At 61.0% G+C, this 20542-nt stretch carries 19 protein-coding genes; 5 read left to right on the top strand and 14 right to left on the bottom strand.

Features of this window, described 5'->3' with window-relative positions; genetic code table 11:
- Positions 1-118 precede the first annotated feature (118 nt).
- The 5 genes from ilvD to J5M72_RS01325 all read right to left on the bottom strand — a co-directional run bounded on the left by ilvD (position 119) and on the right by J5M72_RS01325 (position 7110).
- Positions 119-1960, bottom strand: a complete 1842-nt coding sequence (gene ilvD, locus J5M72_RS01345) for a dihydroxy-acid dehydratase (protein ID WP_207863808.1) — start codon at positions 1958-1960, stop codon at positions 119-121.
- A 256-nt stretch (positions 1961-2216) separates the two neighbouring features.
- Positions 2217-3449 carry an MFS transporter gene (locus J5M72_RS01340; RefSeq protein WP_207863807.1) on the bottom strand — a complete coding sequence of 411 codons (1233 nt, stop codon included), beginning with the start codon at positions 3447-3449 and terminating at the stop codon, positions 2217-2219.
- Positions 3442-4398 (bottom strand): diiron oxygenase, encoded by a 957-nt coding sequence (locus J5M72_RS01335; RefSeq protein ID WP_207863806.1) that lies wholly within the window; start codon positions 4396-4398, stop codon positions 3442-3444. The genes J5M72_RS01340 and J5M72_RS01335 overlap by 8 nt, the downstream gene beginning before the upstream one ends.
- Complete coding sequence (locus J5M72_RS01330; RefSeq protein WP_207863805.1) at positions 4395-5468, bottom strand: SagB family peptide dehydrogenase; 1074 nt, start codon at positions 5466-5468, stop codon at positions 4395-4397. The genes J5M72_RS01335 and J5M72_RS01330 overlap by 4 nt, the downstream gene beginning before the upstream one ends.
- Before the next feature lie 445 nt (positions 5469-5913).
- On the bottom strand, positions 5914-7110 hold the full coding sequence (locus tag J5M72_RS01325; protein ID WP_169432322.1) for a class I SAM-dependent rRNA methyltransferase: 1197 nt from the start codon (positions 7108-7110) through the stop codon (positions 5914-5916).
- Positions 7111-7377: 267 nt separating this feature from the next.
- Here J5M72_RS01325 and J5M72_RS01320 point away from each other — a divergent pair, with 267 nt between their 5' ends.
- The 3 genes from J5M72_RS01320 to J5M72_RS01310 all read left to right on the top strand — a co-directional run bounded on the left by J5M72_RS01320 (position 7378) and on the right by J5M72_RS01310 (position 9421).
- Positions 7378-8190 (top strand): HDOD domain-containing protein, encoded by an 813-nt coding sequence (locus J5M72_RS01320; RefSeq protein ID WP_169432715.1) that lies wholly within the window; start codon positions 7378-7380, stop codon positions 8188-8190.
- 27 nt (positions 8191-8217) lie between these two features.
- Positions 8218-9030 (top strand): bifunctional DNA-formamidopyrimidine glycosylase/DNA-(apurinic or apyrimidinic site) lyase, encoded by an 813-nt coding sequence (gene mutM, locus J5M72_RS01315; RefSeq protein ID WP_207863804.1) that lies wholly within the window; start codon positions 8218-8220, stop codon positions 9028-9030.
- A 67-nt stretch (positions 9031-9097) separates the two neighbouring features.
- A complete protein-coding gene (locus J5M72_RS01310; RefSeq protein ID WP_169432320.1) occupies positions 9098-9421 on the top strand; it encodes a multidrug transporter in 324 nt (107 codons plus the stop codon).
- 38 nt (positions 9422-9459) lie between these two features.
- Here the strand turns inward: J5M72_RS01310 and J5M72_RS01305 are convergent, their stop codons facing one another.
- The 5 genes from J5M72_RS01305 to J5M72_RS01285 all read right to left on the bottom strand — a co-directional run bounded on the left by J5M72_RS01305 (position 9460) and on the right by J5M72_RS01285 (position 14047).
- Positions 9460-9711, bottom strand: a complete 252-nt coding sequence (locus J5M72_RS01305) for a YfhL family 4Fe-4S dicluster ferredoxin (RefSeq protein ID WP_003195146.1) — start codon at positions 9709-9711, stop codon at positions 9460-9462.
- Between the two features lie 102 nt (positions 9712-9813).
- Positions 9814-10293 (bottom strand): pantetheine-phosphate adenylyltransferase, encoded by a 480-nt coding sequence (coaD, locus tag J5M72_RS01300; protein ID WP_003229157.1) that lies wholly within the window; start codon positions 10291-10293, stop codon positions 9814-9816.
- Positions 10294-10408: 115 nt separating this feature from the next.
- On the bottom strand, positions 10409-12004 hold the full coding sequence (locus tag J5M72_RS01295) for a GMC family oxidoreductase (protein ID WP_207863803.1): 1596 nt from the start codon (positions 12002-12004) through the stop codon (positions 10409-10411).
- Positions 12005-12046: 42 nt separating this feature from the next.
- The gene (locus J5M72_RS01290; RefSeq protein ID WP_207863802.1) at positions 12047-12592 is read right to left on the bottom strand and encodes a twin-arginine translocation pathway signal protein; all 546 of its coding nucleotides are present in this window, start codon (positions 12590-12592) and stop codon (positions 12047-12049) included.
- A gap of 24 nt (positions 12593-12616) precedes the next feature.
- Positions 12617-14047: a coniferyl aldehyde dehydrogenase gene (locus J5M72_RS01285; protein ID WP_169432317.1), complete on the bottom strand. Its 1431-nt coding sequence runs from the start codon at positions 14045-14047 to the stop codon at positions 12617-12619.
- Between the two features lie 146 nt (positions 14048-14193).
- On the opposite strand from J5M72_RS01285, the gene J5M72_RS01280 reads away from it, so the two are divergent.
- Together J5M72_RS01280 and J5M72_RS01275 are read left to right on the top strand one after the other, a co-directional pair.
- The gene (locus J5M72_RS01280) at positions 14194-14865 is read left to right on the top strand and encodes a TetR/AcrR family transcriptional regulator (RefSeq protein WP_169432316.1); all 672 of its coding nucleotides are present in this window, start codon (positions 14194-14196) and stop codon (positions 14863-14865) included.
- A gap of 28 nt (positions 14866-14893) precedes the next feature.
- Positions 14894-15748 (top strand): sulfurtransferase, encoded by an 855-nt coding sequence (locus J5M72_RS01275; RefSeq protein ID WP_207863801.1) that lies wholly within the window; start codon positions 14894-14896, stop codon positions 15746-15748.
- 6 nt (positions 15749-15754) lie between these two features.
- Here the strand turns inward: J5M72_RS01275 and J5M72_RS01270 are convergent, their stop codons facing one another.
- The 4 genes from J5M72_RS01270 to J5M72_RS01255 form a co-directional block, all read right to left on the bottom strand.
- Positions 15755-16585, bottom strand: a complete 831-nt coding sequence (locus tag J5M72_RS01270; RefSeq protein WP_169432314.1) for an AraC family transcriptional regulator — start codon at positions 16583-16585, stop codon at positions 15755-15757.
- Positions 16586-16589: 4 nt separating this feature from the next.
- Positions 16590-17606: a hydrolase gene (locus J5M72_RS01265; RefSeq protein WP_249314349.1), complete on the bottom strand. Its 1017-nt coding sequence runs from the start codon at positions 17604-17606 to the stop codon at positions 16590-16592.
- Between the two features lie 66 nt (positions 17607-17672).
- Complete coding sequence (locus J5M72_RS01260) at positions 17673-19166, bottom strand: pitrilysin family protein (protein ID WP_207863800.1); 1494 nt, start codon at positions 19164-19166, stop codon at positions 17673-17675.
- Positions 19159-20502: a pitrilysin family protein gene (locus tag J5M72_RS01255; RefSeq protein ID WP_169432312.1), complete on the bottom strand. Its 1344-nt coding sequence runs from the start codon at positions 20500-20502 to the stop codon at positions 19159-19161. The genes J5M72_RS01260 and J5M72_RS01255 overlap by 8 nt, the downstream gene beginning before the upstream one ends.
- Positions 20503-20542 lie beyond the last annotated feature (40 nt).

Genomic DNA, 20542 nt, shown 5'->3' with positions numbered 1-20542 from the left:
ATCCAATGTGGGAGCGGGCTTGCTCCCACAGTTTTGATCTGCAGTGACATTGGGATTTCGGTCAGGCAAAAAAATGCCCCGCACTTGGCGGGGCATTTTTGTTTCTGCGAGTTGACGCTTACAGCCCGTCGAGCATCGCCTTGTTGCGCACGGCACCCTTGTCGGCGCTGGTCGCCAGCAGGGCGTAGGCCTTGAGGGCGGTGGTCACTTTGCGTGGACGCTGTTCGACCGGTTTCCAGCCTTTCTTGTCCTGCTCGACCCGGCGAGCCGCCAGTTCTTCGTCGCTGATCAGCAGGTTGATCGAGCGGTTCGGGATGTCGATCAGTACCTTGTCACCGTCTTGCACCAGACCGATCGCGCCGCCGGCTGCAGCCTCTGGCGAAGCGTGGCCGATGGACAGGCCGGAGGTGCCGCCGGAGAAACGGCCATCGGTCAGCAGGGCGCAGGCTTTGCCCAGGCCCTTGGATTTCAGGTACGAGGTCGGGTAGAGCATTTCCTGCATGCCCGGGCCGCCTTTCGGGCCTTCGTAGCGAATGATGACGATGTCGCCTTCCTTCACTTCGTCGGCGAGGATGCCGCGCACGGCGCTGTCCTGGCTTTCGAAAATCTTCGCGTTGCCTTCGAACACGTGGATCGATTCGTCGACGCCGGCGGTTTTCACCACGCAGCCGTCCAGGGCGATGTTGCCGTACAGCACGGCCAGGCCGCCTTCTTTCGAATAGGCGTGTTCGAAGCTGCGGATGCAACCGTTTTCACGGTCGTCGTCCAGGGTTTCCCAGCGGGTCGACTGGCTGAACGCGGTCTGGGTCGGGATACCGGCAGGACCTGCCTTGAAGAAGTGATGCACGGCTTCATCGTTGGTCTGGGTGATGTCCCACTTGGCGATGGCTTCTTCCATGCTGCGGCTGTGCACGGTCGGCAGGTCGGTGTGCAGCAGGCCGCCACGGGCCAGCGAACCGAGAATGCTGAAGATGCCGCCGGCGCGGTGCACGTCTTCCATGTGGTACTTCTGGATGTTCGGCGCGACCTTGCACAGTTGCGGCACCTTGCGCGACAGACGATCAATGTCGCGCAGGTCGAAGTCGATCTCGGCTTCCTGGGCGGCGGCCAGCAAGTGCAGGATGGTGTTGGTCGAACCGCCCATGGCGATATCGAGCATCATCGCGTTCTCGAACGCCTTGAAGTTGGCGATGTTGCGCGGCAGGACCGACTCGTCGTTCTCGCCGTAGTAGCGCTTGCAGAGTTCGACGATGGTGCGGCCGGCCTGCAGGAACAGCTGTTCGCGGTCGCTGTGGGTGGCCAGGGTCGAACCGTTGCCCGGCAATGCAAGGCCAAGGGCTTCGGTCAGGCAGTTCATCGAGTTGGCGGTGAACATGCCGGAGCACGAACCGCAGGTCGGGCAGGCGCTGCGCTCGTACTCGGCAACCTTCTCGTCAGAAGCGCTGGAGTCGGCGGCGATGACCATGGCGTCGACGAGGTCGAGACCGTGGCTGGCCAGTTTGGTCTTGCCGGCTTCCATCGGGCCGCCGGAAACGAAGATCACCGGAATGTTCAGGCGCAGGGCGGCCATCAGCATGCCCGGGGTGATCTTGTCGCAGTTGGAGATGCAGACGATGGCGTCGGCGCAGTGGGCGTTGACCATGTACTCGACGGAGTCGGCAATGATCTCGCGGCTCGGCAGCGAATAGAGCATGCCGTCGTGGCCCATGGCGATGCCGTCGTCCACGGCGATGGTGTTGAATTCTTTTGCCACGCCACCGGCGCGTTCGATCTCACGGGCAACCAGCTGGCCCAGGTCCTTCAGGTGGACGTGGCCCGGTACGAACTGGGTGAAGGAGTTGGCAATGGCGATGATCGGCTTCTTGAAGTCGTCATCTTTCATCCCGGTGGCGCGCCACAGTGCGCGGGCGCCGGCCATGTTGCGGCCGTGGGTGGATGTTTTCGAGCGGTAATCTGGCATGGAGCACTCCGGGCGGCTAAATCAGGTATCAAAAGGGAGTGAGCTTCTATTGACGTCTGGAACACTCAGAAATGGCCGTGTGTCCTGAAGTTGCCGATGACGTTGCGGGATCGCCGCTGGTCTCAGCCTGAGCTCATAAACCCGCCGGGGATGAATGGCGATGAATCTCGCGATTCTACACCGCTGGCGTCAGGAGGGAATGGCGCAAAACGTTGTTCCAGTGCTGACGCTGCGTGCGGAATGACGACCGGCAGGGTTAATCACCGTTCGGTTGTGCAATGGCGTCGGCTTGGAGGATTCTGGCGCGACGGCTGATCCGGCTGTTCAATGTGAGTGCCACGCCACTGAGCAAGACAAAAGCGTAACCCAGTGTGGATTGCAGATTGGTCGGGCTCAGGCTGATCAAGGCACTGATGAGGCCGCCGCAGATGAAAATGATGGTGCTGCCGGCCGACGCCGACGTGCCGGCGTTGTCCGGAAACAGGCTCATGGCCCTGGACGTGGCCGCTGGTCGGGCAATGGTGGTGCCGGCGGTGCAGATCAGCATCGGGATCAGCACTGTCGCCGCAGCCAGGGTAAAACTCGACGACAGGTACAGCATGGTCACGCCGGCGAACAGGATCAGGCTCAGGCCGACAACGATCTGCTGACCACTGGTGATGCGCCTGCTCAGCACGCTGGCGAGGATGCCACCGGCGACATACGCCGCACCGTAGATCAGCAGGATCAACGAGAACTCGTAAGCGGACAATTGCAGCCGGTCCATGAAGATCAGCGGCGAGATCACGATGAATGAAAAGTGGCAGGCGAACGCAAATGCCGAAATCAGCCAGTAGCCGACGAAGTCGAAATCCCCCAGAACCTGTCGGTAAGCCGTGAGGAAGTTTGTACGTGTTCCACGGGTGGTCGGTCGGGTGTTCTCCAGAAACAGACAGGCCTTGAGCAGCACGGCCGCTGATAACGCGATGAACACCCAGAAGCTGCCACGCCATCCCAGTGTTGCCTGCAAGAACGTACCGGCAAGAGGCGATAGCGAGATGAAAATCCCGCCGGCGGTGACCATCAGGATTCGCAGGCGATCACGTTCCTGACCTTCGAACAGATCCTGGACCAGTGCCTGGGACAGTACGAAGCAACCGCAGCCCAGCGCCTGCACGACCCGGAACATCAGGAACAGCGAATAATCAGTGGTCATGACACAGCCGAGGGCGCCTAGCATTGAAACGCTCATGCCGGCGAGCAGCAAACCCTTGCGCCCGATCACATCCGACAGCGGCCCGATCAGCAGCTGGGCGAAGGCGATGCCGACGGCGAACAGGCTGATGGACAGCGCGATGTCCGCCGGGGTGCTGCGAAAGTGTTCGGCCAGCGCCGGGAACGAAGGCAGCAGGACGTCCAGTGGAAATACACCCAGCAGTACCAATGCGAGCAACAGGCTGACGGCCCCGCGACGCTGTCGGGTCGTCATCCCGGATTTTCTGTTATCCATCGATCAGTCCCGCCCTGGCGAAAAGTGTCTGGTTTTGAGATTCAGCAAAAAATCCGGCTTTCTTCAGTGCATTCAATGTGGCGATGCTGCCTGTCCGTGCGCGCAATCGGGTGGCTTGCGCCGTTACCAACCTGTCGACTATCTCCCGCACCGCGCTGTCGGCAATCCCGGCGTCGCGCAGGCTTCGTCGCAGCCACCGGTCATCGGCTTCGAAGAAGATCACGATGATCTCGAGCAGGGTGGCGGCCGCGAAAGTTCGCTGGTGCGAGTCCAGATGCAGCCAGAGGTAGTGGAACACTTCAGTGAAGTAGCGACTGTGGCGCGCCTCGTCGGTGAGGTGATCGCGCAGCATGTCACTGACCCCGGACACCAGGCTGTCCCGGCAGACGTCGAGCAGTTCCCGGGCAATGATGGTTTCCGAGACGAAGCCGAGCAGGAACCATGTCAGCGGTTGTTGCTCTGGAAGGGTTTTGGCGATCAGCCTGTTCATGCGAATGATCCGCCTGGGCGTCACCGGGCGCGCGTTGATGGCGTAGAGCCCGGCGATCTGCTCCGCGACCTGATGAGAGAACAGGGCGTGGTAACCCTCGTCGGTGTAGAGCTGCAGCGCGGCAGTTTTCATGAGCGGCGGAACATCGATCGGCAGTTCGCCGTGAACGATGACTTCCACGGCGCGATTGACGATGCGGTGCTCCAGCAGGGTTGTGTAGTCAAGAAAGTGCACCAGATGATTGGCCGTGAGTCGGTGCAGCATCGAACGGCCCGACGCCTTGATGGCAGGGTGCGCGAGATAGGGGAGAAATGCCGGCGGGAACCAATGACGGGTTTCCAGTTGCTGCGCTATATCAGCCGGCAAGCGGTAATCGTGGGCACTGGTGCGCACCGAAGCGCGAGTGTTCCAGTCGCCCAGTGAAAACTCGAAGGTCGGGGCGTGGGAGAGAAGGCTCATGCTTGCGTCTCGCGCAACAGGTCACGCATTTCCTGGCACATCGCCTGACCGTCGCTTTCCCCGCAGCCGACGAAGAACAAGGGTTGTTCCGCACTGTTCTCGAGTTTCAGCAAGCGCTCGACCTGGTCGTCGGAAAACGCACCTGTCAGCCAGGTGTTCATGCCCAGGGCAGTGGCCACCAGTTGAAACGTCTGTGAGAGGTGTCCGGCTTCGACGAATGCCATTCGATAGGCGCGCGAGTGGGGATACTTCCACCAGAGTCTGTCGAAGCGGGCGGTGATGAACAGGCCCATTGGCAGGTTATTGATGAAGTGCTGCCCTCCCAGGAGATTACCCAGTGCTGTGTCGGGTGGCAGATTGATCAGGCTCAAGGCGTGTTCCGCCGGGTGATAGGCATATACGCCGGGTGCCAGGCCTTCGGCGTTCTGGATCAGCAAGTAACCTTCGCAGGCGTTGAGCCCGCCCCCGGAAGGGCTGCTGCGCCGCGCGCCAAGCCCTTCGGCGATGCTGTCGTCACAGTCGGCCTCGCGTTCTCGCAGGTAACCGAGAGACAGGTATAGCAAGGTGCCGACATCGTCCAGCGACAGGGGGGCGCCGGTGAAGGACCGGCAGGTCTTGCGCCGGGTGAGTGAACTCGACAGGGTATCGTCATTCAGTGCCATTGGTGCTGGCAGGGCGATGAGTGCATTTGGACCGTTGTCTGCAGAGGCGTCCGCCGGAGGTGAAGTGGCAAGCACTGTCTCGCAGTGTTCGAGGTATTGCCTGGACCATTCCTGAATATTTCGGGGAGTGTGTTCGCAGGGAATATTCCGCGTGCCGATATGGTAGATCCTTGACAGTTCATCCCAGCCCCAGACCGGCGCTGTGACTTTTAAAGAAGTCAATATTCCGGCTTTTAGAAGTTGCGTGTCTATTATGTTGTTGCTGTCATATAAATCCGGATCGTGGATAAGTTGTGTCAGTCGAGAAGAGTATTCGAGATCAAGTTCGTGCTGAGTATGGTCTTTGTAGTTCCAGACTATCTGGCCGGGCGTTCGTGGCAGTATGAATAAATAAGGATTTATATGCATGTTGGGGCACGCTGCTCTGGATAGGTGCGTTGTCAGAGGCGCTGAGTAGCCGGCATACCCAGCGCCCACCTTACTTAGCGGGCTTTAGGTGCGACCAGAAAAGCCAGGTTTGCGAGGGTGCGGGATTCCAGAGTAATTGCTTTCATGATTGAACTCCTTGTTCATTGTTGCTTCGTGGTTAGTTGGTGTCACCTCCGTGGTGACGACTTAATAATAGTTTGTAATGGATTAATCGCAAGCAAATATTAAGTAGGAATTATCCAGTAATTTTGTCGGAGTGATCTTTGGCTGGGAGTGAATGTGTAAGTTAAATTTCGGAAAATAAAGTATTTAAGGAAATATCCTGCACGACGGCAGGACGTTAAATGTAGGAAAGCACAGTGCAAGACAAAAAGAAGGGGAGCCCGCAGGCTCCCCTTTCAACAGCATCAATGCCGTGCGCCTGTCAGCTGTTGGGCAGCAGGCGGCAGGTGATGCTCTTGATGTAGCGGGTTTCAGCAATGGCCGGGTGTACCGGGTGATCCGGGCCCTGACCGCCGCGCTCCAGCAGCTGGATATTGCGGTCCAGGTGGCGGGCGCTGGTCAGCAGGATGTTCTGCAGATCATCTTCCGGCAGGTGCATCGAGCACGAAGCGCTGACCAGGATGCCGTCCTTGTTGAGCAGACGCATGGCCTGCTCGTTCAGGCGGCGGTAGGCGCCTTCACCGTTTTTCATGTCCTTTTTGCGCTTGATGAACGCAGGCGGGTCGGCCACGATCACGTCGAAGCGTTCTTCGCTGGCCTTGAGTTCCTTCAGGGCTTCAAAGACGTCGCCTTCGATGCAGGTCATCTTGTCGGCAAAGCCGTTCAGCGCGGCATTGCGCTCGACGCCGTCGAGGGCGAAGCCCGATGCATCGACGCAGAACACTTCGCTGGCGCCGAACGCGGCAGCCTGCACACCCCAGCCACCGATGTAGCTGTACAGGTCCAGCACGCGTTTGCCTTTGGCGTAAGGCGCCAGGCGTGCGCGGTTCATGCGGTGGTCGTAGAACCAGCCGGTCTTCTGGCCCTGGATCACCGGGGCTTCGAATTTCACGCCGTTCTCTTCCAGAGGCACCCACTCCGGTACCAGGCCGAATACGGTTTCGGTGTAGCGCTCCAGACCTTCGGCGTCACGGGCGGCGGAGTCGTTCTTGAACAGGATGCCGCTCGGCTTGAGCACTTGGGTCAGTGCCGCGATCACGTCATCTTTATGGGCTTCCATGGTGGCGGAGGCGATCTGCACCACGAGGATGTCGCCGAAACGGTCGACCACCAGACCCGGCAGCAGGTCAGAGTCGCCGTAGACCAGGCGATAGAACGGTTTGTCGAACAGGCGCTGACGCAGGGAAAGCGCTACGTTCAGGCGATGCACCAGCAGCGACTTGTCCAGCGCCAGCTTGATGTCGCGCGACAGCAGGCGGGCGCAGATCAGGTTGTTCGGGCTCATGGCCACGATGCCCATCGGCTTGCCGCCGGCGGCTTCGAGGATCGCCTGGTCGCCGGCCTTGAAGCCGTGCAACGGGGTGGCGGCCACGTCGATTTCGTTGCTGTAGACCCACAGGTGGCCGGCGCGCAGGCGACGGTCGGCGTTGGCTTTGAGGCGCAAGCTAGGCAGGGACATGACGTCGCTCCGGAAAAAAGAGCGGGAGTATACCGTGTTGCGATGCATGCAGGTTCGATGCTGGACATGTGGCGCCCCGGCCTGGCGCGCAAACGGACGAAGGCAGAATTCGCTCGATGGTCTTGAATGAAAGTTTCCGCCGATCTGCCCCGCGATGTGTCGTCCGTCGGTTTTTAGGGGTTAGAATCGCCGCCTGTCCCAGAGTGTGTACTTATGTCCCAAGAGCTGACCACCGAACAGATTCAACAGTCCCTGCAAGGCATCAGTGTGCCCGCGCAGCCGCAGATCATGGTGGATCTGCAAATGGAGCAGTACATGCCCGATCCGGATCTGGAGACGATCGCCAAGCTGATCTCCCAGGATCCCGGCCTGTCCGGCTCACTGCTGAAAATCGTCAATTCGCCCTATTACGGCCTGAGCAACAAGATCACCTCGATCAAGCGCGCGGTGAACCTGTTGGGCAGCCGTTCGATAATCAATCTGATCAACGCGATGTCGATCAAGGGCGAGATGAACGACGACACCATCGTCACCCTCAACCGGTTCTGGGACACTGCCCAGGACGTGGCCATGACCTGCCTGACCCTGGCCAAGCGCGTCGGTACCGAGGCGAGCGACGAGGCCTACGCCTTGGGCTTGTTCCATGACTGCGGCGTGCCGTTGATGCTTCAGCGCTTCCCGGACTATATGAAGACGCTCGAAGAGGCTTACGCCAACGCCAGTGCCGAATGCCGGGTGGTGGACACCGAAAACCGCGTCTACAACACCAACCATTCGGTGGTGGGTTACTACACGGCCAAGTCCTGGCGCCTGCCGGAGCATGTCAGCGCGGCCATCGCCAATCACCACAACGCCATGGCGATCTTCAGCGACGAGACTTCGCGCAACAGTCAGATGAAAAACCTGCTGGCGATCCTGAAAATGGCCGAGCATATCTGCGCGTCGTACCGGGTGCTGGGCAACCAGAGCGAAGACTTCGAGTGGCAGGCTGTCGGGCCGCTGGTGCTCGAATACATCGGTCTCTCGGATTACGACTTCGAAACCCTGAAGCAGACGATCCGCGAACTCGGCGCACACTGATCAAACCGCTCCTGATTCGAGACGCTCATGCCTGAATTGCCGGAAGTCGAAACCACCCGCCGCGGCATCGCCCCGCACCTGGAAGGCCAGCGCGTCAGCCGCGTGATCGTACGTGACCGGCGGCTGCGCTGGCCGATTCCCGAGGACCTCGATGTGCGCCTGTCCGGGCAGCGCATCGTGCTGGTCGAGCGGCGCGCCAAGTATCTGCTGATCAATGCCGAAGTCGGCACGCTGATCAGTCACCTGGGCATGTCGGGCAATTTGCGGCTGGTTGAGGTCGGGATGCCGGCGGCCAGGCATGAGCATGTCGACATCGAACTGGATTCGGGCCTGGCCCTGCGCTACACCGATCCGCGGCGTTTCGGGGCGATGCTCTGGAGCACTGACCCGCTCAATCACGAGTTGCTGATTCGCCTGGGGCCGGAGCCGTTGACTGATCTGTTCGATGGCGAGCGGTTGTTTCAGCTGTCACGCGGACGGTCGATGGCGGTCAAGCCGTTCATCATGGACAACGCGGTGGTGGTGGGCGTCGGCAACATTTACGCGACCGAGGCGCTGTTCGCCGCCGGGATCGATCCGCGCCGCGAAGCCAAAGGTATTTCCCGGGCGCGCTATCTGAAGCTGGCGATCGAGATCAAACGCATCCTCGCCGCAGCCATCGAGCGTGGCGGTACCACGTTGCGCGATTTCATCGGTGGTGACGGGCAGCCGGGGTATTTCCAGCAGGAACTGTTTGTTTACGGTCGCGGTGGCGAGCACTGCAAGGTCTGCGGCACAGGCCTGCGGGACGTGAAGCTGGGCCAGCGGGCCAGCGTTTTCTGCCCGCGCTGCCAGACCTGACGAAAAGCTGAAAAAGTCCTACGGTCTATAGTGAGTTGTCTCACTGTTCAGCCCGAAGGATCGTGCCATGAAATCCTCGCTAGCCCTTTTCCTCGCACTGCTGCTGTGTTCCAGCCTGACCGTTCAGGCCACGGAAGGCGGCAGCGGTGACCCGCGTTACGCCATCCAGAATCCACCGGCTTACGCCATGATCGGCGATCTGCTGATTGCCCGCCCCTTGCTGGTGGCGGCCACGGTGATCGGTGCGGGGGTGTTCGTGGTGTCGTTGCCGTTTACCGCGCTGGGTGGCGGCGTCGGCGATGCGGGGGAGGCGCTGGTGGTGGCACCGGCGAAAGCGGCGTTTGTGCGCTGTCTGGGATGTACCGGGGAAGGATTCGAGCAGCGTGAATGACGCGATCGCAGCCTTGCGCTGCGATCGCGGTCAGAGACTCAAGCCTTGCCGGTAATCTTGCGGTACTTCTCCATCAACTGTTCTTCAGTCTCCGGATGGGCTTCGTCCAGCGGAATGCAATCCACCGGGCAGACCTGTTGGCACTGCGGTTCGTCGTAGTGGCCGACGCACTGGGTGCACAGGTTCGGGTCGATCACGTAGATCTCTTCGCCTTGGGAAATGGCGGCGTTCGGGCACTCAGGTTCGCAGACGTCGCAGTTGATGCAATCGTCGGTGATGATCAGGGACATGCTAACTCCAGCCGGGGCGGCGGGCCCGGGCGCAATAAATCAATGCGCGCAATTGTGCCGCATTGGCGCCCGCAGTGCACGCGGGCACCGTTTGAACGGTCGTTACTTCTTGAAGCGCAGGGTCAGGGCATCAGCCACTGCCGGGTGGACGAACTTGCTGATATCGCCGCCCAGGGCTGCAATTTCCCGCACCAGTGTCGAGGAAATGAACGAATAACGCTCGGAAGGGGTGAGAAACAGGCTCTCCACATCCGGCGCCAACTGGCGGTTCATGTTGGCCAGCTGAAATTCGTATTCGAAGTCCGAGACCGCGCGCAGGCCACGCAGGAACACGTTGGCGTTCTGCTCTTTGGCGAAATGCGCCAGCAGCGTCGAGAAGCCGACCACTTCCACGTTGGGCAGGTGCTTGGTGACTTCGCGGGCCAGCTCGACCCGTTGTTCCAGCGGGAACAGCGGATTTTTCTTGGGGCTGGCGGCAACGGCGATGATTACGTGATCGAACAGGCGCGAGGCGCGTTCGACCAGATCGCCATGGCCCTTGGTAATAGGGTCGAAGGTACCTGGGTACAACACTCGGTTCATCGCGTCGTCCTGGCGGGAATCCGTTGGGGAGTCGGATGGTATCGCAGCCGTCCCGGTCGGCCAAGTCGCCTTTTGGGTAAGAAAGCACTATAGGCGGTACGAATCTTCGGCTTTTTCACGGGTTTCTCAACCGTTTGCCGAGGGATGTCGCCAGTTGTGCTGTCAGACCATACACCGACAGCTGCGGGTTGGCGCCGATGCTGGTGGGGAACAGCGAGCCGTCATGAATCGACAGATTGCTCAACTGATGATGGCGGCCAAGGCTGTCGGTAACCGCGGTCTTCGGGTCTTCGCCCATCGCACAACCGCCCATGACGTGGGCGCTGCCCAGGCGAGTGCGGTACAGCTCAAGGCTCAAGCCGTCGATCATCGTGCGCGCCTCGGCCAGGCTGTTCACATAACGCGCATCGGCGTGCATCGGCATCACCGCTTTGGCACCACCGGCGAACTGGATCTCGGCCATGACGTGGAAGGCCCGGCGCAAACCGTCCCAGGCGTAGGACGACACCTGATAATCCAGCACTGGCGAACCGTCGCCACGCAATTCGACACTGCCGCCCTGGCTGTCCTGATGAAAGCCGTCACGCAGCAATGCCAGCATGGCGTGGGTGTGCGGAAGATCCGCCATGTGCCGGGCGTTTTCCTGGCCGAAGCCGCCGAGCAGGGTGGCCGCCAGCGCCGGGTGCAGCGGCGGCACTTCGAGTTTGAAGGCCATCGGCCCGGTGATGCCGTCCTTCCACTGGAAATGGTCGGAGTAGATCGATTGTGGCGCCCCGTAAAACGGGTTGATGACCTCGTCGAAGCGCCCGGCGGACATGTTCACCGGGTGCAGAAAGGTGCGTTTTCCGAGGCGTCGATGCGGATCCGGCGCGTCCGAGCGCAGCAGCAGGGCTGGGCTGTTGATCCCGCCACCGGCCAGCACGTAATGGCGGGCCTTGACCGTGATCTGGCGTCCGGTCGGTTCGACGCAGCGTTCGTCCATCGCCACGCATCGCAGCCCGGTCACCTTGTCGCCGTTGATCAGCAGTTTTTCGGCGCGGGCCAGATAGAGCAGCTCGCCACCCTTTTCCAGGGTCGCCGGAATGGTGGTGACCATCATCGATTGCTTGGCGTTGGTCGGGCAGCCCATGCCGCAATAGCCGAGGTTCCAGCAGCCGCGCACGTTGCGCGGGATCACGTGCCAGCTGTAGCCGAGCTGTTCGCAGCCTTTGCGGATCACGTCGTTGTTGGCGTTGGGCGGCACCCTCCAAGGGGCGACGCCGAGACGCTGCTCCATTTTTTCGAACCACGGCGCCATGTCGGCGGGGCTGTGGCCTTTGACGTTGTGTTCCTTGGCCCAGTGTTCGAGGGTCGGCTCGGGGGTGCGAAAGCTCGAAGTCCAGTTGATCAGGGTGGTGCCACCGACCGCGCGGCCCTGAAGGATGGTGATCGCGCCGTCCTTGCTCATGCGGCCGATGCCTTCCTGATAGAGGCTGCTGTAGGCCTTGTCTTCCAGCATTTTGAAGTCGCTGCTGGTCTTGAGCGGGCCTTCTTCGATCAGCAGCACCTTGTAGCCGGCGGCGCTGAGGATTTCCGCCGTGGTGCCGCCGCCGGCGCCGCTGCCGATGATCGCCACGTCGGCTTCCAGGGTCAGGTCATCGTTCAGTTGTGCGCCGTTGTAGGTTTTCCAGCCACGGGCAAGGCCTTCGCGAAACGGGTCGGGTACGGGCATCGATCAGGTTCTCTTATTATTTTTTTGCGTGGGTCGCCAGGCTCAAACGGCGGGCGGGCCGGGGTAACCGCAATGGGCCCAGGATTCGGCGCGGGTGTACCAGGCCATCATCACCATTTGCTGCAGGGAGCTGTGGCCCATGCGCAGCAGGCTCAGCGAGCTGTTTTCCCAGCGTTCGAGGAAGTGGCGGATCGCCTCGGGGCTGGCGTTTTCCCAACTGCCCCAGATTCCGGTCAATGGCCCGCGCGTCACCGCCATGCCCAGTACATCGAACAGTTGCCGGGTGAGCTTGAGCATTTCCGGTGACAGGTGATCGAGGCTGTAGTCCAGGGACTTCAGGGTTCCATCGACAGCGGCGGGCATCTTTTCCATAGCAACGGCGCCATCCAGCATTACTGGAATCAGTGCGCGCAGAAACAGCAGATCACCGCTGCGCAACGTGGCGAATCCGTTGACCGATACGCTCGACGAACAGCCGCTGAGGCTGGCACCAAGGCCGGCGGTGGCGAGGAAAGCCGTGGCGCCCAGGCTGAATTTCAGCAGGCCACGGCGCGAGAGGGCGGGTGTTTCGGTCAGGCTTGGGTGCATTGTTGTTATTACCCGGCGGTGACGTTAGCGAATGAACAGTTTCTGGATCAGTTTCTGAATGGTTTTGCCGTACGGCGGGTAGATCAGCTTCGCCGCGTTGAAGCGCTGTTTGACCAGCACGCCCTTGGCCTTGCTGAAGGTCAGAAAACCTTCGTGCCCGTGGTAATGGCCCATCCCCGACGGTCCGATACCGCCGAACGGCATGTCGTCCTGGGCCACATGCAACAAGGTGTCGTTCAGGCAAACTCCTCCGGAATGGGTTTCATGGAGCACGCGGTTCTGTTCGCGTTTGTCGTAGCCGAAGTAGTAAAGAGCCAGAGGACGTGGTCGCTGATTGATGTAAGCAAATGCCTGATCCAGATTCTGGTACGGCACGATCGGCAGCAGCGGGCCGAAGATTTCGTCCTGCATCACTGTCATTTCGTCGCTGACATTCAGCAGCAGGCTGTGAGGCATGCGTCGGCCCTGGCCCTGGTCGAACAACGGAATCAGCAGCGCACCCTTGCTGGTGGCGTCGCTGAGGTAGCCGTTGAGACGCGCCAGTTGGCGTTCATTGATGATGGCGGTGTAGTCCGGGTTGTCGGCGAGTGTCGGATAAAACCCGCGCACGGCCTGGCGATAGGCTTCGACGAAACCGCCGACGCGCTCTTCCGGCACCAGCACGTAGTCCGGGGCCACGCAGGTCTGGCCGGCGTTGAGGGTCTTGCCGAAGGCGATGCGTTCGGCGGCGTCCTTGAGCGGCACGTCGTGGGAAACGATGGCCGGCGACTTGCCGCCCAGCTCCAGAGTCACTGGCGTGAGGTTTTCCGCCGCCGCGCGCATCACGTGCTTGCCGATACTGGTGGCGCCGGTGAACAGCAGGTGATCGAAGCGCAGTTTCGAAAACGCTACACCGACATCGGCCTCGCCGAGCACCACGCACACCAGATCTTCGGGGAAGATCCGCGCCAGCAATTCCTTGAGCAGCAGTCCGGTGGCCGGGGTCGATTCGCTGAGTTTGAGCATCACCCGGTTGCCTGCCGCGAGCGCGCCGGTCAACGGGCCCATGGCCAGGAACAGCGGGTAGTTCCACGGCACGATAACGCCCACTACGCCCAGCGGCTGATACACGACTTTTGCCGATGCCGGCTGGAAGGCGACGCCGACCTTGCGCCGAGAAGGCTTCATCCATTGGCTGATATGCCGGCTGGCGTAATGAATGCCGTGCAGGCTCGGCATCAGCTCGGCGAGCAGGGTTTCATCGGCGCTGCGATGGCTGAAGTCAGAACTGATCGCCTCGACCAGCGCCTGACGTTCGCTGCTCAGCAGATCGCGCAGGGCCTTGAGCCATTGCTGGCGCTGGGCGGCAGGCGGCATCGGGTTGGCGGCGTAGGCGGCGCGCTGGGCTTCGAATAACCGGTTGAGCGCCTCCAACGGCTGTTTCAACGATTGCAGGTAGGCAATATCGGCGGTCATTGTCGGCTCCGGATTTGTTGTCGTGAGGAACTTTCTAGAGTCTATGCTCTAGAAAGTCAAATGACTTCCTGGTGCGTCACGGTTTTATCCAATTCCGGTTAGGTCGTAAGATGCCCCCCAACGCACTCTGAATTAAAGCTCAAGCCATGGCCCCACGGATCAAAACCAGCGAGCGCATCGTGCAGAACAGCCTTGAGCTGTTCAATCAGCAGGGCGAGCGCAGCATCAGCACCAATCACATCGCCGCCCACATGGAGATTTCTCCGGGCAATCTGTACTACCACTTCCCCAACAAGCAGGCGATCATCGCTGTGCTGTTCAGTGAGTACGAAAGCCTGGTCGACAGCTTCCTGCGCCCGCCTCAGGGGCGGCCGGCGACGGTCGAAGACAAGCGTTTCTACCTCAAGGAACTGCTGTCGGCGATGTGGCGCTACCGTTTCCTGCATCGCGATCTCGAGCATCTGCTCGACAGCGATCCGGATCTGGCCGGGCGTTACCGGCGCTTTTCCCAGCGCTGCGTGATTCAGGGCGCGGCCATCTATGAAGGTTTCGTCGCCGCCGGCATCCTGAAAATGGACCGGGTGCAGATCGAATCCCTGACCCTCAACGCGTGGATCATCCTCACCTCTTGGGTGCGCTTCCTGTGCACCACCCGGGAAAACTCCAACCACCTCAGCGAGCAGGCCATTAAACGCGGCGTGTATCAGGTGCTGGTGCTGGAAGCAGGGTTCGTCACCGAGCAGGCCCGCGATGAGGTCAACGCCTTGTTCGAAGAGTTCTACGTGCCGCTGGCCCAGGCCCTCGAAGAAAGACCGTAAGCCCACTTCCTCACTGGAGTCGTTCGCTATGCCGATTGCGCAACTGATCAGCCCGACCGCACTGGATGCCCGCAAGGCGCGGCCGGGGCTGGTGATTCTCGATTGCCGTTTTGCCCTCGAAGACCCGGATTACGGCCAGCGCAGCTACGCCGAGGGGCATATTGCCGGGGCACACTTCGCCGATCTTGAGCGCGACCTCAGCGGCCCGGTGACCAAGGGTGTGACCGGTCGCCATCCACTGCCGGAGCCGGCGGCGCTGATCGAACGCCTGCAAGCGTTCGGCATCGACAACGACAGCGATGTGGTTCTGTATGACGACGGCCCGGGCGCCTATGCGGCGCGGGCCTGGTGGTTGCTGGCGTGGCTGGGCAAGCGTGACGGCGTGTTCATTCTCGATGGCGGGCTCAAGGCCTGGCATGCGGCGGGGCTGCCGTTGAGTCTTGATCCACCGTCAGCGGCCCGGGGCAACTTCAGCGGCCAGCCGGACATGAGCCTGCTGCTCAGCGCCGAGCAATTGCAGCAGCGCCTGGGCCAGCCGGCCCTGACCCTGCTCGATGCCCGCGCCTTGCCGCGGTTCAAAGGCGAAGTGGAGCCGATTGATCCAATAGCGGGGCACATTCCCGGCGCGCAATGCGCGGCGTTCACCGACAACCTGGGCAGCGACGGGCGTTTCCTGCCGGCCGATCAGCTCAAGCAGCGTTTCGCCGCGAAACTCGGCGAGCGTTCGCCGAACGATCTGGTGGCGTATTGCGGCTCCGGGGTGACGGCGTGTCATAACCTGTTCGCCCTGTGTCTGGCGGGTTATCCGTTGGGTGCGCTGTATGCCGGATCGTGGAGCGAATGGATCAACGAGCCTTCGCGCGGTATCGCTACGGGCGAGTAAACGCGTTCAGCGATCCAGCCGCGCGCTGCGATAGGCCGCCGGCCCCACGCCGTAAACCTGTTTGAACTGCCGGCTCAGATGGCTCTGGTCGGCAAAGCCCAGCCGGGTGGCGACTTCCACCGGCAGGCAGCCGCTCTGCAACAAGCCCCGGGCGCAGGCGATCCGCTGCTGCATCAGCCAGCTGTGGGGCGGCATGCCGGTGGCGCGGCGGAACACCCGGGCGAAGTGGAAGGGCGACAGGTTCACCGCCGCCGCCAGTTCTTCCAGCGAGGGCGGCGCCGCCAGTTGCGCGTGCAGCAACTCCTTGGCCATCGCCACTGCGCGGTGCTCTTTGCCGGGCTTGCCGTTGATCTGCACCGCCGCGTGGCGTTGCAACAGCCGCATCATCATTTCGCGCCATACCGTCTGTTGTTGCAGCGCGGTGGCGGGGCTTTCCAGTAAACGGTGCAACTGGCTGAAGCCGTTGACCAGATCCGGATCGCGGTACAGCGTCGCGCCAAAGGCTGGCATTGGCGTGGTCGGCAGTTCCAGTTCTTCGAGCAACGAGACAATTTTGCCGGTGTCCGGATAGAACGCACGGTACAGCCAGCCGTCCTCGGTGCCTTTGTGGCCGGTGTGCAATTCGTCCGGATTGATCAGCACCAGCGTGCCACTGCCCGCCAGGTGTTCGGCGCCGCGATAGCGGTAGCGCTGGGCGCCGGCCATGATCATGCCGATCACGTAGCCGTCATGGACATGCGGGGCGAAACGATGCTCGATGTAGCGCGCCGAGAGCAGTTCGACGCCGGCCAATGGCGCGGTTTGCCAGAAACGGATCGACTCGCCCTGATCGCTCATGACCTCACCCGCGCCCCGATTCGGCCAGCCATTGGGGAATGCGCCGTTCCAGGTAATAACCCGGTTGGCGGAATGAGCCGTCGACGAAACCGACATGGCCACCCTTGCTCTGCAATTCGAACTGCGTCGAGGTCGACAGCTCGCTGGCCTGCGGCAGGCTGTGGGGAAACACGAACGGATCATCCGCCGCTTGAATGATCAGGGTCGGCGTGCGGATTTCCCCAAGAAAGTAGCGGCTCGACGCACGGCGATAGTAATCCTCGGCATCGACAAAACCGTGCAGCGGCGCGGTCACCCGGCCGTCGAAATCCCAGAAGGTGCGCATGTTTTCCAGCGAGCCGAGGGCTGCCAGTGCGGCCAGACCGTCCTCGCGTCCGTCGTGCTGGAACTGGCGCTGCTTGTTCTTGATGTAGGCGACCATTTCGCGCATGAAGTGCGCTTGATAGACCTTCGAAAAGCCCTGGCCGATACGGTCGGCGCATTGATCCAGTCGAAACGGCACCGACACCGCCACTGCGCCGAGCACGCCGCTGGCGCTGCCGGTTTCCCCCAGATGCTTGAGCAACACGTTGCCGCCGAGGGAGTAGCCGACCGCATACAGCGGCGCCAGTGGTCGCTTGGCTTTCAGATGACGGATGGCTTCGGCGAGGTCTTCGCTGGCGCCGGAATGGTAGCTTCGCGGCAACAGATTCGGCTCGCCCGAGCAGCCACGCCAGTTCAGCGCGACACTGGCCCAGCCCTGTGCTGCGAGCGCTGCCTGGATCCCGGCGACGTAAGGCGAGTTGGAAGAACCGGTCAGCCCGTGCAATACCAGCACCAGTGGCGCGTCGGCGCTGTGTGGGCCATGCCAGTCGAGGTCGAGGAAGTCACCGTCCTCCAGCCACAGCCGTTCGCGCTGGCGATCAAGGTGTACGGTTTTGCGCCACAGCGGCCCCCACAAGGTTTGCAGGTGCGGATTGCCGAGGCCGAAGGCGGGCGTGAAACGAAATCCGGGTTCGGAAGGAGAAAGAAGTGCGCGCACGGTAAATCTCGACGGTGTCATGCATGAAGTGACAGTCATGCAAAGCGCTGTCACTTCAATGGAGGTCTAACTTGCCACAAAGCCTGCATCAGCGCGACACGAATGCCCTGACGGCTCGACGGTCGGGACAATGGCCGGTTGCGGGAGCGGCAGTTGCTGGACCGTGGGACCTATGGTCACTACCCGCCACTGATCGTCTGACAAATGTTTGTCCACTGCCATTCTGATCTGCTCAAGCGTCAGGCGCTGCACCTGTTGCGCGAAGAAATCCAGGTCCAGTGGCAAGTGATGACGGTTGATCTCGGCCAGGCGCCCGAGAATCTGCTCGTTGCTGGCGCTGCCAATGATATTGGTGTTGGCCAGTCCGCGCTTGAAGTGATCGAGTTCCTCCTGCGAGGGGCCTTCACGCTGGAAATTGCTGAGCATCGATTTCACCAGTGCCACCGTTTCATTCGCGAATTGGGGGCTGGTCTGCAGAGCGATTGATGTCAGTCCGCTGCCCGCCCAGTCTTTGGTGCGAATGCTGGCGTCGTACACGAGACCGCGTTTGTGCCGCAGTTCGGTCATCAGACGGGAGTTCGCACCCCTGCCGAAAATCTGCGTCGCGGCATACAGCGCGACGAAGTCGTCGTGTTGGCGCGACAGGCTCGGTTGCCCAAGCAATACGTGAGTCTGTTCCTGTGCACGCTCGACATGGCGATGCATTTCAATGCCGAACGATTTGGGCGGTTCGACTGCGGGGAGTGCGACGAGGGGCGCGGGGAGTGCGTTGGTGATTTGCAGGCTGATGGCCTGCGCCTGTTCGACGGAAAGATCTCCCACCAACGTAATTTGTGTTTGGCTTGCCGAGTGGGTTTGGCGGTGGAACGCTTGTACGGCCTGGCGTGTGATCGAGGTCAGGCCGGCATCGGTTCCGTAGAGCGGACGGGCGTATGGCGTGTCCGGGGCCAGCAGCTCCTGAAGGCGTTGCGCAGCAATTTCCGCAGGTTGTTGCTGTTGTGCCAGCTGCAACCCGCGAAGCTCGCTCTTGACCCTGAGCAGAGCTTCTTCGGTAAGAGAAGGCTGCCCCAGCATTTGCGTGAACAATTGCAGGGCCGGGCTGCTTTTGTCTGGATCGCTGAGGCTGCGCAAAGTGAAGGTAGCACGCTCCTGATCCAGATCCATGCCGAGCTTCGCACCCAGCCCGTCAAAGACTTCGGCGATCGCTGCATGATCACGCTTGCCGCTCACACCTTCGTTGAACAGGCTGAAGGTCACCGCTGCCAGGCCGGGGGTGTCGCCATCGTGTGCGCTGCCGGAGGCGAAGCTGACGTGAACATCGAACATCGGCAGCTCCGTCGTGCGGATGAATAACGTTTTGATGCCTGTCGTGGTTTTCCAGCCCTGGATGGTCAATGGGCGTGGGCTCTGTCGGGTCGTGTCTGTTTCCGACAATGATTGCAATCGGGACTCGGGAAAGGCGACTGGCGCGGTAAGGGCAGCAGCCGGGCTGGCTGACAGCCAACCGATGAATGCGAAACAGGCCAGGGCAGGCCCAAAGATGTGCGCAGATTTATCCATGTTTTTTCTCCATGAGCACATGGGCGGTACTGAGGCGTTCGCGGATCAGATATTTTTCAGCGGTCTGACGGATGTCCTCAGGCGTCACGCTCTTTAACTCGGCAATCTCCTGATCGAGCAATTGCCACGACAGGCCAATGCTCTCGAGTGCGGCCAGATGTTGGGCAGTGCTATCGATCGAATCTCGTGCAAAAAAACTTCGGGCGATCAATTGGGTTCGCGCGCGTTCCAGTTCGTCGATGGGAGGAGGCGTGGTACGCAGCTCCTCGAGCAGATCCCAGACTCTTGATTGCGCCTCGTCAGGACTGGCCGAGTGCGAGTTGTCGAGTCGGGTGCGCAATATCAGGAGGGTGTCGCCACGACTGTAAAGGTCATAGCTGGCGTCGACGTGACTGAGCATATGTTCATGGTGCAGCAGGCGTTTTTGCAGACGTGCGCTCTGGGAGCCTGCCAGCAACATTTCGATCAGGCGCAATGCATGCGCGGTCTGATATGTCTCTGCAGTAGCCAGGCTGGGAACGTTGAATGCCATGATCAGTTCGGGGGCAGGAACCGGTTGGTTCAGTGTGATTCGGCGCTCTCCCGGTTCCGACAGTTCTCGCGGTTTCACGGCTTGGGGAAAAGGGCGACTGGCGAGGCCGCCGAAGTAGCGCTGAGCCAGGGGCTGAACGTAATCGAGCGTGACGTCACCGACGACTACCAGCGTGGCATTGCCGGGGGCATAGCGTGACTCATACCAGTCCCGCAACTGAGTGGTGTTCAAGCCGTGCAGGTCATTCATCCAGCCGATGACGGGCGTTCGGTAGCTGCTGGATGGGTAGGCCAGGGTTTCCAGACGTTCCATGGCGGTGTCCAGAGAACTGTCTTCCACATTCAAGCGGCGCTCTTCTTGAATGACACTGATCTCGGAGGCGAAGTCTTCGGGTTTGAGGTGAGCAGTCGACATCATGTCGGCCATCAATTCGAACGCAACCCCCAGATAAGGCTTGGGCAGCGTCTGATGGTAGGCAGTGACGTCTTTGCTGGTAAAGGCATTTTCCGATGCCCCCAACGACTCCAGGATCGCGGACGCCTCGCCCGGGCAAGTCTTGCTGCTGCCCTTGTAAAGCATGTGTTCCAGTGCATGCGACAGCCCTGTCTGGCCTGGCGCTTCGTCGGCCGATCCGACGTTGAACCACAGCTGGGAGGTGACCAGCGGGGCCCGGTGATCTTCGCGGACGATGACCTTCAAGCCGTTGTCCAGCAGAAACTCGTGGGTAGTCGGTAGTGGGTCGGCCAGCGCCAGCAGCGGGGCAAAGGCCAGACAAGGCAGCATCCTGCTGCACAAAGTGTCCATAAATGATTCGTCCTCAATGGATTACTGAAATGCGTAATCC

This window comes from Pseudomonas sp. 58(2021) (assembly GCF_017491585.1).
Lineage (GTDB): Bacteria > Pseudomonadota > Gammaproteobacteria > Pseudomonadales > Pseudomonadaceae > Aquipseudomonas > Aquipseudomonas fluorescens_BT.
This window is presented reverse-complemented; position numbering and strand designations above follow the sequence as displayed.

What these genes read in the sequence shown, in the direction of transcription:
- ilvD (WP_207863808.1), bottom strand. Translation starts at nt 1,960, where the DNA reads ATGCCAGATTACCGCTCGAAAACATCCACCCACGGCCGCAACATGGCC.
- J5M72_RS01260 (WP_207863800.1), bottom strand. Translation starts at nt 19,166, where the DNA reads ATGGATAAATCTGCGCACATCTTTGGGCCTGCCCTGGCCTGTTTCGCA.
- J5M72_RS01275 (WP_207863801.1), top strand. Translation starts at nt 14,894, where the DNA reads ATGCCGATTGCGCAACTGATCAGCCCGACCGCACTGGATGCCCGCAAG.
- J5M72_RS01270 (WP_169432314.1), bottom strand. Translation starts at nt 16,585, where the DNA reads ATGAGCGATCAGGGCGAGTCGATCCGTTTCTGGCAAACCGCGCCATTG.
- mutM (WP_207863804.1), top strand. Translation starts at nt 8,218, where the DNA reads ATGCCTGAATTGCCGGAAGTCGAAACCACCCGCCGCGGCATCGCCCCG.
- J5M72_RS01305 (WP_003195146.1), bottom strand. Translation starts at nt 9,711, where the DNA reads ATGTCCCTGATCATCACCGACGATTGCATCAACTGCGACGTCTGCGAA.
- J5M72_RS01290 (WP_207863802.1), bottom strand. Translation starts at nt 12,592, where the DNA reads ATGCACCCAAGCCTGACCGAAACACCCGCCCTCTCGCGCCGTGGCCTG.
- J5M72_RS01285 (WP_169432317.1), bottom strand. Translation starts at nt 14,047, where the DNA reads ATGACCGCCGATATTGCCTACCTGCAATCGTTGAAACAGCCGTTGGAG.
- J5M72_RS01280 (WP_169432316.1), top strand. Translation starts at nt 14,194, where the DNA reads ATGGCCCCACGGATCAAAACCAGCGAGCGCATCGTGCAGAACAGCCTT.
- J5M72_RS01335 (WP_207863806.1), bottom strand. Translation starts at nt 4,398, where the DNA reads ATGAGCCTTCTCTCCCACGCCCCGACCTTCGAGTTTTCACTGGGCGAC.
- J5M72_RS01295 (WP_207863803.1), bottom strand. Translation starts at nt 12,004, where the DNA reads ATGCCCGTACCCGACCCGTTTCGCGAAGGCCTTGCCCGTGGCTGGAAA.
- J5M72_RS01255 (WP_169432312.1), bottom strand. Translation starts at nt 20,502, where the DNA reads ATGGACACTTTGTGCAGCAGGATGCTGCCTTGTCTGGCCTTTGCCCCG.
- coaD (WP_003229157.1), bottom strand. Translation starts at nt 10,293, where the DNA reads ATGAACCGAGTGTTGTACCCAGGTACCTTCGACCCTATTACCAAGGGC.
- J5M72_RS01310 (WP_169432320.1), top strand. Translation starts at nt 9,098, where the DNA reads ATGAAATCCTCGCTAGCCCTTTTCCTCGCACTGCTGCTGTGTTCCAGC.
- J5M72_RS01340 (WP_207863807.1), bottom strand. Translation starts at nt 3,449, where the DNA reads ATGGATAACAGAAAATCCGGGATGACGACCCGACAGCGTCGCGGGGCC.
- J5M72_RS01325 (WP_169432322.1), bottom strand. Translation starts at nt 7,110, where the DNA reads ATGTCCCTGCCTAGCTTGCGCCTCAAAGCCAACGCCGACCGTCGCCTG.
- J5M72_RS01330 (WP_207863805.1), bottom strand. Translation starts at nt 5,468, where the DNA reads ATGCATATAAATCCTTATTTATTCATACTGCCACGAACGCCCGGCCAG.